The following is a 15,485-nucleotide window of genomic DNA, read 5'->3' on the forward strand; positions in this document are numbered from 1 at the left end:
TACTCACCACTTGCAGAAGTGGGAGTCTCAACTCAGACTGAGATGAACAGAAGGATTAATCGGTCTAGAATGTAGATGATTCAATTGTTTGAAATCAGATGAGAATGAATACAAATGGCATTATTTTTCAACTGAAAGAATTATAAAAGTAAATGTATGTATCTGAAAGCTAAAGAACGTCAGAATAAAATTGAGGTATGAAAATGAGTAAAAATAAGAAATGTGTATATTTTACGCGTCATGGACAGACATTCTGGAATGTGAAAGATAAAATCTGTGGTTCCACGGACATTGCATTGACGGAATATGGACAGGAGCAGGCAATTGCACTTGGACAGAAAATTTTGGAAGAAGGATTGCAGATTGATGAGATTTTGTATTCACCATTAATACGTGCAGCAGATACCGCCAGACATATTTCTGAGATCACAGGAATTCCGGCAATCGAAGAACCGCGTTTGAAAGAGCAGAATTTTGGAAAATACGAAGGTACTTCACCAAGAAATGCACCGGAGTTTCAGAAAGCAAAAACAAATTTTATCTGCAGCTATGAGGGCGGTGAGACGATGCTGCATCTCTGCCAGAGAATTTACAACTTGCTGGACGACCTTAAAGAGCGGAACGATGGAAAGACATATCTGTTGGTGGCGCACAATGGTATTTCAAGAGTGATCGAATCTTATTTCCATGATATGACCAACGAAGAGTTTGCAAAATTTGGAATTAAAAACTGCGAACTGAAAAAATATGAGTGGGTAGAGTGAACAAAACATGTGAATGAGTTTGCAAAGTACGGAATTAGAAATCATAAGTTGAAAACATAGGAGAGGAAATCAGCAAAAACATGAAAAATGCACTTGCTCATCATATGTTTTTTACCACATTTTCAGATAAGCAGGAACGTTATTTGAATATATATGATAAATGAAATGAATAGCATAATTTTATGGAAAAAATCGTTGACACAGGGAGCACGCTGTACTATAATATACAAGTCTGACAAAGAGTGTTTTTGTGTGCAAAAAAGCATTTCATATATAGGCGGTCGGTTGGGACCCGACAGCAGGGCAGAGTTTTTGATGATTCTCCACAAGTCAGAGAAAACAAAACCCGGATAATGCAGACACATTATTCAAAATTAACAGGCAGGAAGCAGATGTGTCCGGACATTCACATTTGTGGAAGCCGCAAATTTATTCAAGGAGGAAAAATCAATGAATAACACATTCATGGCCAACCCGGACAAAGTTGAAAGAAAATGGTATGTAGTTGATGCTACAGGATATACATTAGGACGTTTATCTTCTGAAATCGCTAAGGTTTTAAGAGGTAAAAACAAAGCTGTCTTCACACCGCACATCGATACAGGTGATTATGTAATCGTTGTAAACGCTGAGAAGATCAAAGTTACAGGTAAAAAATTAGATCAGAAGATTTACTATCATCACTCTGATTATGTAGGCGGAATGAAAGAGACTACATTAAAAGAGATGCTGGCTAAACATCCGGAAAGAGTTATTGAGTTTGCTGTTAAAGGCATGCTCCCGAAAGGACCTCTTGGACGTCAGATGTACAAAAAATTATTTGTATACGCTGGACCAGATCACAAACATGCAGCTCAGAAACCAGAAGTTCTGACATTTTAATCGGTGAAGGAGGTAAATAATCATGGCTAATACTAAATATTACGGAACAGGAAGAAGAAAAAAATCTATCGCAAGAGTTTACCTTGTACCGGGTACAGGTAAAATCACAATCAATAAAAGAGATATCGATGAGTATCTTGGTCTTGAGACATTAAAAGTTATCGTTCGTCAGCCGTTAGTAGCTACAGAGAACGTTGACAAATTTGATGTACTGGTAAACGTTAAAGGTGGCGGTTACACAGGACAGGCTGGTGCTATCAGACATGGTATCGCACGTGCATTACTTACAGTAGACGCTGACTACAGACCAGTTCTGAAGAAAGCTGGATACTTAACACGTGACCCGAGAATGAAAGAGCGTAAAAAATACGGTCTCAAATCTGCTCGTCGTGCACCACAGTTCTCAAAGAGATAATCTTTCAAGAACGAAGATATCAAGAAAAGCCCATTTTTCAAGGGTTACAGAAGTTGTGGAATGCCGTCAGATGTGCTGGAATTTACATCGAATGCAACACATATGCAGCAGGTATGCAACAAAGATATTGATATGTATAGGACATTTTTCAGTAGTGATATTGGGAAATGTCCTTTCTTTTTGCGCATGGCACCGATTGTTTCCTAAATTTCATTAATCGCATCTACAAGCTCCTTTATATCAAAGTGGGTATATACTTTCTCTGTGAGTGTCATAGCACCAGAGTGTCCCACAATCTTCTTGATAATCGTCTGATTAATACCGGCTTCTGCTAACATAGATATACATGTATGTCTGCAGCAGTGTGGTGTACGATTAATATTAAGTTGTTCCATAAGTGGCTTGAAATAGCTATCATAGTAGTTCCTGTATTCAAAATGTTTTCCGTCTTCTGTATGAAGCAGATATTCACATTCAGGGCAGGATTCATACCAGGCTTTGTAGTATGGCAGAATCTTGTCGGCGATTGGAACTTTTCTGATACCATTCTCTGTTTTACTACAGATAACATCAAAATACTGTTCGTCCAGATGAACATTTTCTTTCTTTAAATCGAGCAGTTCTGAAATTCTGACTCCACTATATATGAGCATCAATACTATCTGATAATATTTGTCTTCTTTCTGCTCCCATAGAAGGTCAATCTCATTTTTCTCGAATTTGTTTCTGTCGTATTTGTTAGGATTGCGATCCTTGTACTGAACAACATCTACATAGCCTGAATAATCTTTGTTGCATATATCATTCTTTAAGGCGTAATCATATAGCTGATTAAACAAAACTTTGATTTTCTTTAGTGTGGGATAATTCTTTCCACAGGTATCAATAACTGTCTGTAAATCAACAAGTTTGATATCCTTAAATACTTTGTTGTAAAGGGATTCACATGTCTTACACGATGCAGTATATCCTTTTACATTAGATTCAGAAATTGTAGGAAACTTACGCTTTGACCATTCATCATATACATCTGAAAATGTCATCTTGGCGGCAGTAGTATCAAATGGATTGTTGTTATATTCAGCAAGCATCTGCAAGCCTTCAGCTTTGGTTGCTGTATATCCAATTGTTATCATTTCCTGAACCTGTTTGTCTTTTTCCTTATCATAGTGCCAGCCTACAGTCTTTCGCACGATATAAGGCTTTCTTCTCTTACCGGAAAGTTTTACAACGCTTCCGTATCCGTTGGGTAACTTCATAAGCACCATCCTTTCGCTATTTACTAGAAAGCTGATAGCAAACGGATAAAATGATTATTATTCGTGGGTTACCTTTGTCACGCTTGGGCGAATTGTTTTCCATATCTCATAGTTGTCCTTTGTCTGGCTGCCAGATGCAAGAAGCTCTTTCATAGCCTGCCAGTCCTTTAAGAACTGTACAAGATTCTTATCAGAGAAAAATATTCCCGGTTCGCCATCAATGTCTTTGAGAGACACATCAAACTTTTCATCAATTGCAAATAGTAATGGTAGTACATCACCATCAGCTTCAATATCAAATTCTGCTAATGAATTGACATTTACATTAAGTGCTTCTGCAATCTTTCTTAATTGTTCCGGTTTAGGAATATTTTTTCCTAATTCATACTTGCGGATTGCAACTTCGTGTATTCCACATGCTTCACCTAGTTCCTTTTGGGTTAAACCACGAAAGGTTCGTATCAATTTAATCTTTTTACCTGTATTCATTGCTTCAACCTCCTGTGATTGTAAATGTAACACACTAATATTTAATAGTCAACATTAAATTTTAAACTATTGACAGAGCAAATAAAGGTCTGTATAATACAAAACATAACAGAGCAAGAAATGCTCTATATAAAAAGAGGAGGTGGTAGAGATGCCAGAAGTTATCTATCAGGGTGATTTACCAGCTTTTACAGGGAGAAATGTACCAATAAAAGAGATTGCAAGTGCAATAGGGAAGGACGCACAGTATGTAAGGCTGGGAATACAACAAGGATTACTCAAATTTGGAACGGCAATAAAGGTAGGGAGCTCAAATGAGTTCAGCTATTATTGTCCGGATAAAAAAGTTTGGGAAGAAACAGGATATTTTAACAAAGAAGCAGTATAGCAAGGAGGATGAATATGGTTGAAAAGCAGAATGTTGAACTGAAACTTATTCATATGGAGGATGTGGTTTCAAAGGAGGTGGAATGGCTATGGTATCCATATATACCATACGGAAAGATAACAATTATTGAAGGAGATCCGGGAGAAGGAAAGACAACTTTGGTTCTCAAGTTAGCGGCAGCTCTTAGCAGGGGCTTGCCGCTCCCCTGTGATGATGATAAAGAATATGAACCTATTCATATCATTTATCAGACCGCAGAAGATGGAATTGAAGATACGATTAAGCCCAGATTAGAAAAGGAAGGAGCAGATTGTTCCATGATTCGTGTTATTGATGAGACAGATAAGGAATTATTAATGACAGATGACAGGCTAGAGCAGGCAATAATTGAGACTAAGGCGAGGTTAATCATTCTTGATCCGATTCAGGCATATATCGGAGCTACAGTTGATATGCACAGAGCAAATGAAATAAGACCGGTGCTAAAGCATCTTGGAATAATAGCAGAAAAGCATAATTGTGCAATTATTCTTATCGGTCATATGAATAAGGCATCTGGCAGTAAATCAACATACAGAGGACTTGGTTCTATTGATATACAGGCAACTGCCAGAAGTGTTCTGCTAGTGGCAAGACTCCGTGATAAACCGAATATCAGGATAATGGCACATGATAAATCTTCATTAGCTCCAACAGGGGATGCAATAGGATTTGAAATGACGGAGGATAATGGAATGGTCTGCATAGGACCTTATGATATCACCATAGATGAGCTTCTGTCAGGTAATGAAGGAAGAGGAAAAAAGAAGCTCGACATTGCGGAGAATTTTATTAAAGAATACTTTGGTACAAATAAGGTGATTCCATCTAATGAAATAATGATGGAAGCTGCAAAAAGGAGCATTAAGAGAAATACTCTTCTATCGGCAAAGAAAAAGTTGGGTATAACATCAGATAAAGAAAAAGCAGAAGATGGAACAATTTACTGGACTTGGGTAATGCCGGAATAAAGAGTTTAACAATCTGGATGTTTGGAAAAGCAGATTCTAAATTCTAGGAAGAGTTTAGAGTCTGCAACTATAAAAAGTACAGATTATTAAACTCTTGGTAATAGTAAAGATAATATATAAAACCCTCGGAGAGCCCACTGCAATTTTGGCTTGCCAAAACTGCTAGGGGGTTATCATCTGTGGCAGAGCCAAGATGATAACTGCACTGCTCCGATAGATTTAACAGATAAAAAGGTAGTACAGATAAGGAGATGCGAATGGGAAATATTTCATATACAGCTCATGTGAGCAATAAGAAAAGTGCCATTACATCGAAATCTAAGCTTGCAGCTGTTGCAAAGCATAACCTGAGAAAATACAAATCATCAGATTATAGCAAAGACAACATCTGCATCATATATGGTACATCAAATTTGATTGATGATGTGAAAACAGTATATCATAAAGAATTCGATGAGGCATTAGAAGAATATAATAAAAAGCAGACACGACAAGACCGGAAAATCGAAGATTATTTTGAACATGTGGCAGGTAAGGAACAGGATATGGCAGTTGAAATAATAATTCAAATAGGCGACAGGGAGTTCTGGAAGCAATTTGATGATATGAAGTCATATATGAAATTGTCATATCAGATAATACTGGACGAGCTTAGAAAGAGGCTTCCACAGTTTGTAGTTGCAAATGCTGTGGTTCATCTTGATGAGGACAGTCCGCATATGCACATTGTCGGAGTTCCTGTGGCAGATGGATATAAGAAAGGTCTTAGCAAGCAGGTGTCAAAACGTAAGGTATTTACTAAAGATGTGTTATCACGAGTGCTGCAGGATGAGCTTCGAGAGGTGGCGAATAAAGAAGTGAATGACTGGTTTGGGAAACAGATAAAAGAAAAGTCGAAAGGTCGAAATCATGATTTATCTGTTGCAGAGTATAAGGTAGCTCAGGAGACAAAGCATTTGACACAATTACAAGAGCAGGTGGAAGAATCGGATAGGGCAGTTAAGGCAAATAGAGCTATTGAAAAAGAATATACGGATAAAAAAGATAAACTGGAGTCTGATATTTCATGCCTGGAAAGTATGCGGCGGATTAGTAAGTCGCTATCAGAAATGGATAGTAGAGAATCAAAACAGATATCAATGGAACTCGATGAAAAAAGATCTGAACTTCAATCGGTAAATGAAGAGCTGGCAAATGCTATTGAAAAAGCAGAAGATGCAGCGAAATTGCTTGATAGAATCAAGAATTTTGTATCGTCATTCAGATTATTTGCACCTACGATAGAAGAATATGCTAATCAGGTAGAAGCGGATAAGACAATAGAGGCAGGAAATTCATTCCGTGGAATATTGAATGAGCTGGGCAAGCTGCTTGGGGCATTCAAGGAACTGATTAAAGAAGGCTTATGCTGGTTTCCAAGACTGATGATATGGAAAACTTCTAGAGGAGAAGTGGCACCGGTATTCATAGAGAAAAGCGATGGCTATTCATATTCATTGTATGGATATATGAATGTGGGCACTAAGGAATATTACTCAAAAGAGAGTGTTCAATGGGAGATTACGGCAGGTAATCGTACTGGTACAGTTGAACAGATGGATGCTAATGTTGAGGCAATGGCAAGAGATTTGCAGGAGATATTGAGGATAGGAGCGGAGCAGAAGAGATTGTGGGAGGTGTATGAGGGGAGATAAAAATTATCAAAGGCTATTGTGACTGAAAAAGTTTTAATAGCCTTTGTGATACTTCTAAAGTGCAATAAAGGTATTTTCTTTATAAGTGGAAAAAACGGAAGATATATGTTAAAATTTATCTTGGATTTTTATATGAAAAAACAGATATAGGAACTTGTGTTCGACAAAATAAAATGATATACTATGAACAGAAAATATGTTCGAGGAGATAAGGCATGAATAGTGAAAAAAATAATATAGATATGAGTAATGTGATCAACAAATTGTTTGAAGGCGATTGCTTAGAGTATATGAAAAAAATACCAGCTGGAAGTGTGGATATGATTTTGTGTGATTTACCATATGGTATGACACAAAATAAATGGGATAGTTATATTCCTTTAGATGAGTTATGGAAACAATATAATCGAATAATAAAACCCAATGGGGCAATTGTTTTAACATCTAATGGAGTTTTTACTGCAAAGTTGATTTTGAGCCAACCTAATATTTATAAGTATAAGTGGGTATGGGAAAAATCAAAGCCAACTAATTTTTTGAATGCTAAAAAGCAACCATTAAGAAAACATGAAGATGTTTGCGTTTTTTATAAAAAACAGCCAACATATCATCCTCAAATGACAAAGGGAGAACCATATGATAAAGGAATAAGAAAAAATCAGCTTAGTGGTAATTATGGAGACTTTGAACCAGTGCATGTAGCAAGTGATGGAGACCGTTATCCTACAGATGTTATTTATATTAAAACAGCAGAATCAGAAGGTGCAGTTCTTCATCCAACACAGAAGCCTATAGAACTGGGCAGATATATGGTAAGGACATATACAAATCCAGGGGATATAGTACTTGATAATACTTTTGGTAGCGGATCATTTTTAGTGGCAGCATTGATGGAAGGGCGAAATTTTATTGGAATTGAAAAGAATGAAGATGTTGCATTGTTTAAAAAAGAAGAAATAGATTATATTGATGTAGCAAAAAGAAGATTATTCTTAGCATGGGAAGGATTAGATAAAAAAACTCGTAAATATATAAAAGAGGAAAATCTTATAGCAGAATTTAAAGAAAGATGAAGGTGAAATGTATGGGGACAATTATCAGAAGAAATGAAAGAAGTTGGGCAATCGTAATTATTTCAGAGATAAAAGTAATGCTGAATGGATTGGGATTAAAGATTAAGAGTGCAGGTGGAGAAAGCACACTCTCTGTAAATAAGAAGAGTATGTTTCCAGATGTTTTATTGTATGAAGATGAGGCACAGACTAAAATATTACAAGGCTGGGAACTCAAAATGCCCGATGTATTAATTACGGATGAGGCATTGATTGCAGATGCAACAAGGAAGGCAAAGGCATTAGGATTAAATAGTTTTGTCATATGGAATTTTACATATGGTAAATTATATTTACAGAATCAGCAAGGTGTTTTTGAGGAAGCTAAAGTATGGGATGGGACAAGTCATATTAAATCAAGAGAAGATGTTAGTACATATAAGGATGAATGGTTACCAATTATTAAAGATATTGTATTAACCGTAAATGATTTTTTAGTTACTGGAAAAATTACTACATCATCAATAACGGGAACTGTTTCAGAGTCAATAATGGCGGAATTGATACAGAGAAACAAAGAGATAGTTGCAGAAAATATCACAATAGAAGCAAGTCGTAATACAAGAATGGAAAGTAGAATTAAAGTATGGTGGAATGCTTTTCATGAAGAGTATGATAAAGATGAAAACAATATGTATTCTGCATATGCAAAAACAATATTGTTAAATTGGACTAACAGAATTATGTTTGCTAATGCAATAAAGAAATATCATAATTGTGCATATAAAATTAATCAAATTGATTTTACAATATCACCAGAGAATGGAAATCAAATTATTCAACAGATAATTGATGAAGGAGACTTTTACAATATATTCAAAAAAGTTGATTTCAATGAGTTAGTACCAGAGGATACTTGGATAGATATTGTGGATTTTAATCAATTTTTAGTTGATAACAATATAGATAAAATAGATCAATCAGTATTACAGGAATTACTAGAGAAAACAGTTAATGTTTCAAAAAGAGAGATAAGAGGACAATATGCAACACCTACAATATTGGCTGATTTCTTATCTAGAATCACAGTAGATGATTGGAATAAAGATTGTGCAGATTTATGTGCTGGAACTGGTACAATTGCAAAAGCTATAATTAAGAATAAGGCTAAAAGATTTGCAATGACGGAAAAGGCTTTCGTTAGTACTTGGGTCTCGGATAAATACGCATATCCACTTCAGATTGCTAATATATCAATAACAGATATTCAGGCAATAAATATACCATTAAATATGTTTCAACGAGACGTTTTTTCTGTTAATGTTGGCGATGAAATTAAGATTAAAAGTCCAATTGATGGAAGGGAAATAAAAAGGATTATTCCGAAGTTTGGAGCAATTATTTCTAATCTACCATTTGTTGAATATAATAAAATCGCGAAAGATGAACAGGAGTTTATTACTCAAATAAGAAAGAATATACAAGATAATACAGGTATAGAATTTACGTTAGGTAAAACAGATTTATATAATTTTATACCATTTAAGTTGTATGAATTATTAGATACTAATGGAAAACTTGGAATTATCTTATCAAATTCATGGTTGGGAACAGATATTGGAAGAAAATTTTTTGATGCACTGCAATATTATTATGATATAGAAGCAGTAGTTGCAAGTGACAATAAGAGATGGTTTAAAAATGCCGATGTTGTTGGTACATTATTAATAATGCAGAAGAAAATTATTTCACAACCTGATATACAACATAAAGTATCATTTTGGTTAGTAAGAAAAGATATACATAGTATAGGGGATGACGAGGTTGAAGTATTAGTAAATAGCATTATTCTGAACGAAATGTTGGATCCTAAGTTGGCGACATTTAAAAAGTACAGTTATGAGGAGATTAATAATATAACAAATTATGGACTTACAATTAATACTCTTTTTCATGATGTGTTATGGATGAAAAAGTTGGTGAATAAATTAGTACCTGTTTCAAAATTCTTAGATGTTAGGCGAGGAGAGCGTAGAGGCTGGAACGATTTATTTTATCCTTCCGATACAAATGATATTGAAGAAGAATATATACGTCCGGTTCTAAAAAATCCAGCTAGATTAAAATCATATGATGCAGAAACAGACATAGAAGCATTTTGTTGCCATAGAAGTAAAAGAGAATTAGAAGAGTTGGGGCATGAAGGGGCACTTACTTGGATAGAAAAGTTTGAACACATAAATAATGGCGTTGGAAAACCACTTCCAATTGCATTAAAAAAACCTGGGTGTTATTGGTATGAAATGGATGATGCGTCAAGAGCTGATTTTGTTACGGCATTGAATCCTGACAAAAGGCTGTTTGTGGCAAAATTTAAGGAAAGAACTTTTGTGGATCAGCGATTTACTAGAATGTTATTAAAATCCGAAAGGTATGATTCTGATTTGGTACATGCTGTTTTAAATTCTATATATGGAATGTTTGCAATAGAAGCGATAGGATTCGGAAGAGGGTTGGGAGTGCTTGATGCAAGTAGTGCTAGACTGAAAAATATGTATATGATAGATATTGATCAAATATCTCAACCGGATGCTGAAGAGATTATTAGACTATTTGATATTATTAAGAACAGAGAAGTTATGGATATTGAAGATGAATTAAAAGATCCGGCACGTAGAGAGTTCGACAATAAAGTACTTCAATCAATTGGGGCACAAGATTTATATGATAAAATAAAGGATTCTCTTTTATCACTTCAGCACACAAGACATTGTGTAAAATGAAAAGGAGCTTTTATAGAAGAAACAAGAAAATGTATATATGATTGGTTTGATAGAGGAGAAAACAATTGATAAAAGAGATAGTTATAAAAAATGTGGCTACATATGATGATAAAGGAGTTACCATAGATAATATTGAAAAAATTAATTATATTTATGGTGCAAATGGATGTGGTAAAACTACTATTAGTAATTTGTTAGGAAATTTTGAATTAGAAAAATATTCTGATTGTCAAGTTAAGTGGGCTAATAATGTAGCTGAAAGAGTATTTGTTTATAATAAAACATTTAGAGAAAAAAATTTCAAAGAAAGTGATATTGCTGGTATCTTTACTCTTGGACAAGCAACGACAGAAGAAATACAAGAAATCAATAAGAAGAAAGCAGATTTGGAAGATTTAAAACGAAATATTATTGCTAACAAAAATACCATTGAATCATTAAACAGTAAAATTCAGAAAGAAGAGGCGGATTTTAAAGAAATAATATGGAAGGATGTATATAAAGCCAATGAAGATAAATTTAAGGCAGCTTTTGTTGGCTTTATGAAAAAAGATACTTTTGCTTCTAAAGTGAAAGGAATAGAACTGTCAAGAAATGAGAATGTTGATAGGGACGAGATAGAAAAACGAGCAATTAAATTATTAGGAGATCCACCAGAAAAGAAAGATGGATTTAATAAATTAGCAATTGCAAGTATAAAACAGATAGAAAATTTATCCATATGGGATAAGTGTATAGTGGGTAAAAGAGATATCCCTATTGCGGACCTGATAATAAAATTGGGAAATAGTGATTGGGTAAATCAAGGAAGAAAGTTTCTTTATTCTGGAAGTCAATGTCCTTTTTGTCAAAAAAATACAATAGATGATGCATTTAAAAAGCAATTAGAGGATTTTTTTGATGAAGAATTTGAAAGAGATGTTGAGTTACTAAAAACAAGTAAAAGTCAATATTTGTGTCAAAAAGAGGTGATTATTTCATTTTTGGAATCTATTGAAAATTATGATTTTGAAGATGACGAGAAGCTTAAAATACAACAATTAAAAGAAAAGTTAGTTAATTGTTTTAGAAATAATGAATTACAAATTGATGAAAAAATAAATGAGCCAGGAAAAAAGATAAAGATTACGAGTGTTGAAGATATTGTTGATGAAATTAACAAAATAATTGAAATAAAGAATATAGAAGTAAAAAAACATAATAATCTTGTGGACAATTATCAGGAAGAAAAGAAAAAATTGATTTGCGACATATGGTATTTAATTGCACAAGAAAATAGTGAATTAATCAGTCAACATAAAAATAAAGTGGCAGGATTTACAAAGGGTATTCAAGCTGCTTCTAATAAAAAGATTCAATATGAAAATCAAAAGAGTACTATTGAGTTAGAAATCAGACAAAAGAATAAATCAGTTACAAGTATACAACCAGCGGTTGATGAAATTAATAGGATTTTAGTAAGTTATGGATTTAACAATTTTTCAATTGCGCCATCAACAGAAAAAAATAATCATTATCAAATAAGAAGACCCGATGGGACATTGGTAGAGTCTACATTAAGTGAAGGAGAAGTGACATTTATTACTTTTTTATATTTTCTTCAATGGATTAAAGGTAGTCAAAATGAAGAAGAGGTTACACAGGACAGAATAATAGTTATTGATGATCCTATTTCAAGCTTAGATAGCAATGTACTATTTGTAGTAAGTTCACTTTTAAAAGATGTGATTAATAAAGTTTTAGATGGAAATGTAAATATTAAGCAGGTTATTGTATTGACGCATAATGTGTATTTTCATAAAGAACTTTCATTTATGGGAAATGGAAATAACCCTAATAAGAATATTCATTATTGGATTCTAAGGAAAAAGGATGGTGTTACAAATATACAGTATTATGGAACTGAAAATCCAATATCTTCTTCATATGAGTTGTTGTGGAAAGAATTGAAAGAACAAAATGCTAATTCTGTCATTACTATACAAAATGTTATGAGACGAATAATTGAGAATTATTTTAAAATATTGGGGAAATATAAAGATGACGAATTGATAAATAAGTTTCCTGATTACGAAAGTCAGGAAATCTGCAGATCATTATTATCTTGGATAAATGATGGATCACATTGTATGCCGGATGATTTGTATGTTGAAGCATTGGATGATTCATCAGAAAGATATCAGGAAGTATTTAAAAAGATATTCGAATATACAAATCATATTGAGCATTATAATATGATGATGGGAATTAATGAAAATACCGAATGATTGTAGTACATTACGGACTCCAATCCTCATCCATAGCATCAGCCCAAGCTTGCAACTCGCAATCAAGAGCAAGTGCAGCATACATAAGTGGATTATCAATTGCAAGGTTATCAATAAGCCTTTGAGAGTTAGGTGTAGTATGGAGATTCTTTTCAGCATCAGCACAGGATAAGAATAGAAGTGTATTATCAGCAAAAGCAATATCAATTCCGTTCTTGTATTGATTGTAGTAAGCAAAATGTATTTTCATAGTATTAGTCCTTTCTTTGTCAAAGATATGAGTAGTTCAGGGAACATGTGGGCAGTCAACCGCATACAACACATATGCAACACTGTCATACACAAATCCCCTATTTGTGGGCTTTTCAAGCTATCAAAACATTCTCAAAGAGATAGTTTTCACAATTTCAAAGAGATTACAAAAACCCTTGCAAACCCAGTGTTTACAAGGGTTTTTCTTATGTTTGCGTTTTGGAAAAAGTTGCTGAAAAGTGGTTGATTTTTGACGGTAGCGCACACGTAGCACACACGTAGCACACAAATTTAGTTGACAAATTTTGAAAAAGAGAATATTATCACTACTATCCCAAATTAGATGCGATTTGTAACGTATCTGGCAATATTTTAAAACTGGATTTTTTGAAAATGTGGAAAAAGGCAAATGCACATTGCCTTACTTAGAAAATCTGGAAGAATTACAGCAGATCAGACAGAAAACCATTACTCCCAAACAATGGCTTTTGTTTGCAATACTGTAAATACAGGTGTAGTATACCCATTTGTAGGTACTGCATTTAAAGCAGACCCCGTAAAATACGGAGCCTACCGTTACAATGGATAACTCATGTTGACTATATAGGAATACTATGCCGTTTTAGACGGGATAGATATGTTATATCATGCCATCTGTGCCTGCTGCCAAAAGAATAATCATATAGAACAGCAGATATAACAATACAAAAGACCGTTACCCAAAGAGAGCAGCGGTCTTGTTTTTGTATGCTACAAAGCTATATTTGACATATACGGTTTTTATGTAACGGAGTTTATTACTCTATCAATCAAAGAGGAAATATGATGTTTTTTTGGGAGTTTACACAGAATTTTGTCCGCACCCTCGTCTCAAATAAGAACCTCCGATTCTTCCCGGCACAGAACCCAACAGTTAATATCGTTTTCTTCTGGTGAAAACAAAACCATGTAGGCTCTTTTCAATAAATCGTCTTTTGCCTTTTCTGTTTTCGCAACGGCAACGCATTGGATTGAGCCTATGTTGTTCATATCAAAAACATTTGTATCGTATTGTTTTTTATTATTCATTTTCTGTATCCTCTTTTATAATATCCTTTGTAATATTATAAATGTAAATTAATATATCTTTGTTTTTTATATTATTTACCATTTCTAATATTTCTTTTTTGTAATCCATAAATATTTTGCCCCCTATTTTAACAACCCTTTAAGATATGCATAAATTGTCCGAATCCAATGCAAGTCATCGCATTGTTTTATTTTTTCAATTATTTTTTCTTTGTACCATTCTTTTTCATCGGTACTTTTGGTGGTATTATCATCCTGTGTTAATGCATCGGTTTCCTGTTTATTGGCACGTTCTTCACGTTTCCCATAGATAAAACCGCAATTAAATGTATCACAGCCAAACATAAGGGCATCTGAATCAGTAATATTTTTGGCGTTTGCGATATCTTGAATTTCTTCAACATGTGTTGCGGATGCATTACTTTTGCCGATCATTTTCATTAATTCACTTGAATTATAAATATCTGGGGTATCATTAGTAACGTTGCTTTTGACTGTCATAGTCTCATCAAAAAGTTCAAGTGCTTCACCTATAATTTTTAATTGGTCAATAACACCTAAAACAATATAACGATCATTGTTTTCATCCATATTATTTGATAATTCTAGTAATGTTGCGTGCGCAATTTCTCTAGCCATACTGATATTACTATATACTTCCAATAAATTTTCAATTTTTCTGTTTGCCATAATGTTTCTCCTTTTCTTTTTGGTGGGAGAATGTTACAATAAACACGCTCCCTATAATTTGAGTGGTGTCTTATTATTGGGTGTCTGGCTTTGTAGTATTTGCGGTACTATAAAGCCTTTTTATAATACAATCAAAATATATCACCCCTTTCATTAAATTCTGTCTATGGCATCGACAAGTGCATCAATATCAAGATGCGTATAAACTTGTTGTGTAACGCCTTGTCCTTTATGTCCTACAATCTTTTTAACCATGCGATCATCAACGCCGGATTCTACCAGTAGAGAAACACAGGTATGGCGGCAGTCATGCGGTCTGTGTCCTTTGTAAACAGGCTCTTTTTTATCTTTCTCAATTACAAATTCGCCCATTTTTAGCTGTATCATTAACGGGATCCAGTATGAATCATAATAATTGCGATATGAATATTACGGTGCGGCAGAGCCGCCAGTCCGGTGTGGCGAGAGCCAC

General features: G+C 34.2%; 15 protein-coding genes. 9 read left to right on the forward strand and 6 right to left on the reverse strand.

Annotation, left to right across the window (positions count from 1 at the left end; all coding sequences use genetic code 11):
• The first annotated feature begins 203 nt into the window (after nucleotides 1-203).
• The 3 genes from LG34_RS13915 (at nucleotide 204) to rpsI (ending at nucleotide 2,061) form a co-directional block, all read left to right on the forward strand.
• Nucleotides 204-764, forward strand: coding sequence for a histidine phosphatase family protein (locus LG34_RS13915; RefSeq protein WP_109216599.1), 561 nt, complete (start codon nucleotides 204-206; stop codon nucleotides 762-764).
• A gap of 450 nt (nucleotides 765-1,214) precedes the next feature.
• Nucleotides 1,215-1,646 carry a 50S ribosomal protein L13 gene (gene rplM, locus LG34_RS13925; RefSeq protein WP_109216601.1) on the forward strand — a complete coding sequence of 144 codons (432 nt, stop codon included), beginning with the start codon at nucleotides 1,215-1,217 and terminating at the stop codon, nucleotides 1,644-1,646.
• 22 nt (nucleotides 1,647-1,668) lie between these two features.
• Nucleotides 1,669-2,061: a 30S ribosomal protein S9 gene (gene rpsI / locus LG34_RS13930; protein WP_021738935.1), complete on the forward strand. Its 393-nt coding sequence runs from the start codon at nucleotides 1,669-1,671 to the stop codon at nucleotides 2,059-2,061.
• Nucleotides 2,062-2,264: 203 nt separating this feature from the next.
• On the opposite strand, the gene LG34_RS13935 is transcribed toward rpsI, so the two are convergent.
• Nucleotides 2,265-3,320: a tyrosine-type recombinase/integrase gene (locus LG34_RS13935; protein WP_109216602.1), complete on the reverse strand. Its 1,056-nt coding sequence runs from the start codon at nucleotides 3,318-3,320 to the stop codon at nucleotides 2,265-2,267.
• 57 nt (nucleotides 3,321-3,377) lie between these two features.
• Nucleotides 3,378-3,809 carry a helix-turn-helix domain-containing protein gene (locus LG34_RS13940; RefSeq protein WP_109216603.1) on the reverse strand — a complete coding sequence of 144 codons (432 nt, stop codon included), beginning with the start codon at nucleotides 3,807-3,809 and terminating at the stop codon, nucleotides 3,378-3,380.
• Nucleotides 3,810-3,960: 151 nt separating this feature from the next.
• Here LG34_RS13940 and LG34_RS13945 point away from each other — a divergent pair, with 151 nt between their 5' ends.
• The 6 genes from LG34_RS13945 to LG34_RS13970 all read left to right on the forward strand — a co-directional run bounded on the left by LG34_RS13945 (nucleotide 3,961) and on the right by LG34_RS13970 (nucleotide 13,003).
• Complete coding sequence (locus LG34_RS13945) at nucleotides 3,961-4,197, forward strand: hypothetical protein (RefSeq protein WP_014078576.1); 237 nt, start codon at nucleotides 3,961-3,963, stop codon at nucleotides 4,195-4,197.
• Nucleotides 4,198-4,211: 14 nt separating this feature from the next.
• Nucleotides 4,212-5,207, forward strand: a complete 996-nt coding sequence (locus tag LG34_RS13950) for an AAA family ATPase (RefSeq protein ID WP_109216604.1) — start codon at nucleotides 4,212-4,214, stop codon at nucleotides 5,205-5,207.
• A gap of 257 nt (nucleotides 5,208-5,464) precedes the next feature.
• Nucleotides 5,465-6,901 (forward strand): plasmid recombination protein, encoded by a 1,437-nt coding sequence (locus LG34_RS13955; RefSeq protein ID WP_109216605.1) that lies wholly within the window; start codon nucleotides 5,465-5,467, stop codon nucleotides 6,899-6,901.
• 215 nt (nucleotides 6,902-7,116) lie between these two features.
• Nucleotides 7,117-7,974: a DNA-methyltransferase gene (locus LG34_RS13960; RefSeq protein ID WP_109216606.1), complete on the forward strand. Its 858-nt coding sequence runs from the start codon at nucleotides 7,117-7,119 to the stop codon at nucleotides 7,972-7,974.
• Nucleotides 7,975-7,985: 11 nt separating this feature from the next.
• Nucleotides 7,986-10,736: an Eco57I restriction-modification methylase domain-containing protein gene (locus tag LG34_RS13965; protein WP_146190238.1), complete on the forward strand. Its 2,751-nt coding sequence runs from the start codon at nucleotides 7,986-7,988 to the stop codon at nucleotides 10,734-10,736.
• Between the two features lie 65 nt (nucleotides 10,737-10,801).
• Complete coding sequence (locus tag LG34_RS13970; RefSeq protein ID WP_109216608.1) at nucleotides 10,802-13,003, forward strand: AAA family ATPase; 2,202 nt, start codon at nucleotides 10,802-10,804, stop codon at nucleotides 13,001-13,003.
• Nucleotides 13,004-13,013: 10 nt separating this feature from the next.
• Here LG34_RS13970 and LG34_RS13975 read toward each other — a convergent pair whose 3' ends face one another.
• From LG34_RS13975 to LG34_RS13995, 4 genes are all read right to left on the reverse strand, one after another.
• Nucleotides 13,014-13,253, reverse strand: a complete 240-nt coding sequence (locus LG34_RS13975; RefSeq protein WP_109216609.1) for a DUF6061 family protein — start codon at nucleotides 13,251-13,253, stop codon at nucleotides 13,014-13,016.
• A gap of 872 nt (nucleotides 13,254-14,125) precedes the next feature.
• Entirely contained in the window at nucleotides 14,126-14,323 is a 198-nt protein-coding gene (locus LG34_RS13985) for a hypothetical protein (protein ID WP_109216611.1), read from the reverse strand.
• 123 nt (nucleotides 14,324-14,446) lie between these two features.
• Nucleotides 14,447-15,013 (reverse strand): hypothetical protein, encoded by a 567-nt coding sequence (locus tag LG34_RS13990; RefSeq protein WP_109216612.1) that lies wholly within the window; start codon nucleotides 15,011-15,013, stop codon nucleotides 14,447-14,449.
• A 153-nt stretch (nucleotides 15,014-15,166) separates the two neighbouring features.
• Nucleotides 15,167-15,385: a tyrosine-type recombinase/integrase gene (locus LG34_RS13995; RefSeq protein WP_109216613.1), complete on the reverse strand. Its 219-nt coding sequence runs from the start codon at nucleotides 15,383-15,385 to the stop codon at nucleotides 15,167-15,169.
• Between the last annotated feature and the right edge of the window lie 100 nt (nucleotides 15,386-15,485).

The sequence above is a fragment of the Eubacterium ramulus genome (assembly GCF_003122485.1).
Taxonomy (GTDB): Bacteria; Bacillota; Clostridia; order Lachnospirales; family Lachnospiraceae; genus Eubacterium_I; species Eubacterium_I ramulus_A.

Coding starts and splice junctions, on each gene's coding strand:
- LG34_RS13915 (WP_109216599.1), top strand. CDS start 204: ATGAGTAAAAATAAGAAATGTGTATATTTTACGCGTCATGGACAGACA.
- rplM (WP_109216601.1), top strand. CDS start 1,215: ATGAATAACACATTCATGGCCAACCCGGACAAAGTTGAAAGAAAATGG.
- rpsI (WP_021738935.1), top strand. CDS start 1,669: ATGGCTAATACTAAATATTACGGAACAGGAAGAAGAAAAAAATCTATC.
- LG34_RS13935 (WP_109216602.1), bottom strand. CDS start 3,320: ATGAAGTTACCCAACGGATACGGAAGCGTTGTAAAACTTTCCGGTAAG.
- LG34_RS13940 (WP_109216603.1), bottom strand. CDS start 3,809: ATGAATACAGGTAAAAAGATTAAATTGATACGAACCTTTCGTGGTTTA.
- LG34_RS13945 (WP_014078576.1), top strand. CDS start 3,961: ATGCCAGAAGTTATCTATCAGGGTGATTTACCAGCTTTTACAGGGAGA.
- LG34_RS13950 (WP_109216604.1), top strand. CDS start 4,212: ATGGTTGAAAAGCAGAATGTTGAACTGAAACTTATTCATATGGAGGAT.
- LG34_RS13955 (WP_109216605.1), top strand. CDS start 5,465: ATGGGAAATATTTCATATACAGCTCATGTGAGCAATAAGAAAAGTGCC.
- LG34_RS13960 (WP_109216606.1), top strand. CDS start 7,117: ATGAATAGTGAAAAAAATAATATAGATATGAGTAATGTGATCAACAAA.
- LG34_RS13965 (WP_146190238.1), top strand. CDS start 7,986: ATGGGGACAATTATCAGAAGAAATGAAAGAAGTTGGGCAATCGTAATT.
- LG34_RS13975 (WP_109216609.1), bottom strand. CDS start 13,253: ATGAAAATACATTTTGCTTACTACAATCAATACAAGAACGGAATTGAT.
- LG34_RS13985 (WP_109216611.1), bottom strand. CDS start 14,323: ATGAATAATAAAAAACAATACGATACAAATGTTTTTGATATGAACAAC.
- LG34_RS13990 (WP_109216612.1), bottom strand. CDS start 15,013: ATGGCAAACAGAAAAATTGAAAATTTATTGGAAGTATATAGTAATATC.
- LG34_RS13995 (WP_109216613.1), bottom strand. CDS start 15,385: ATGGGCGAATTTGTAATTGAGAAAGATAAAAAAGAGCCTGTTTACAAA.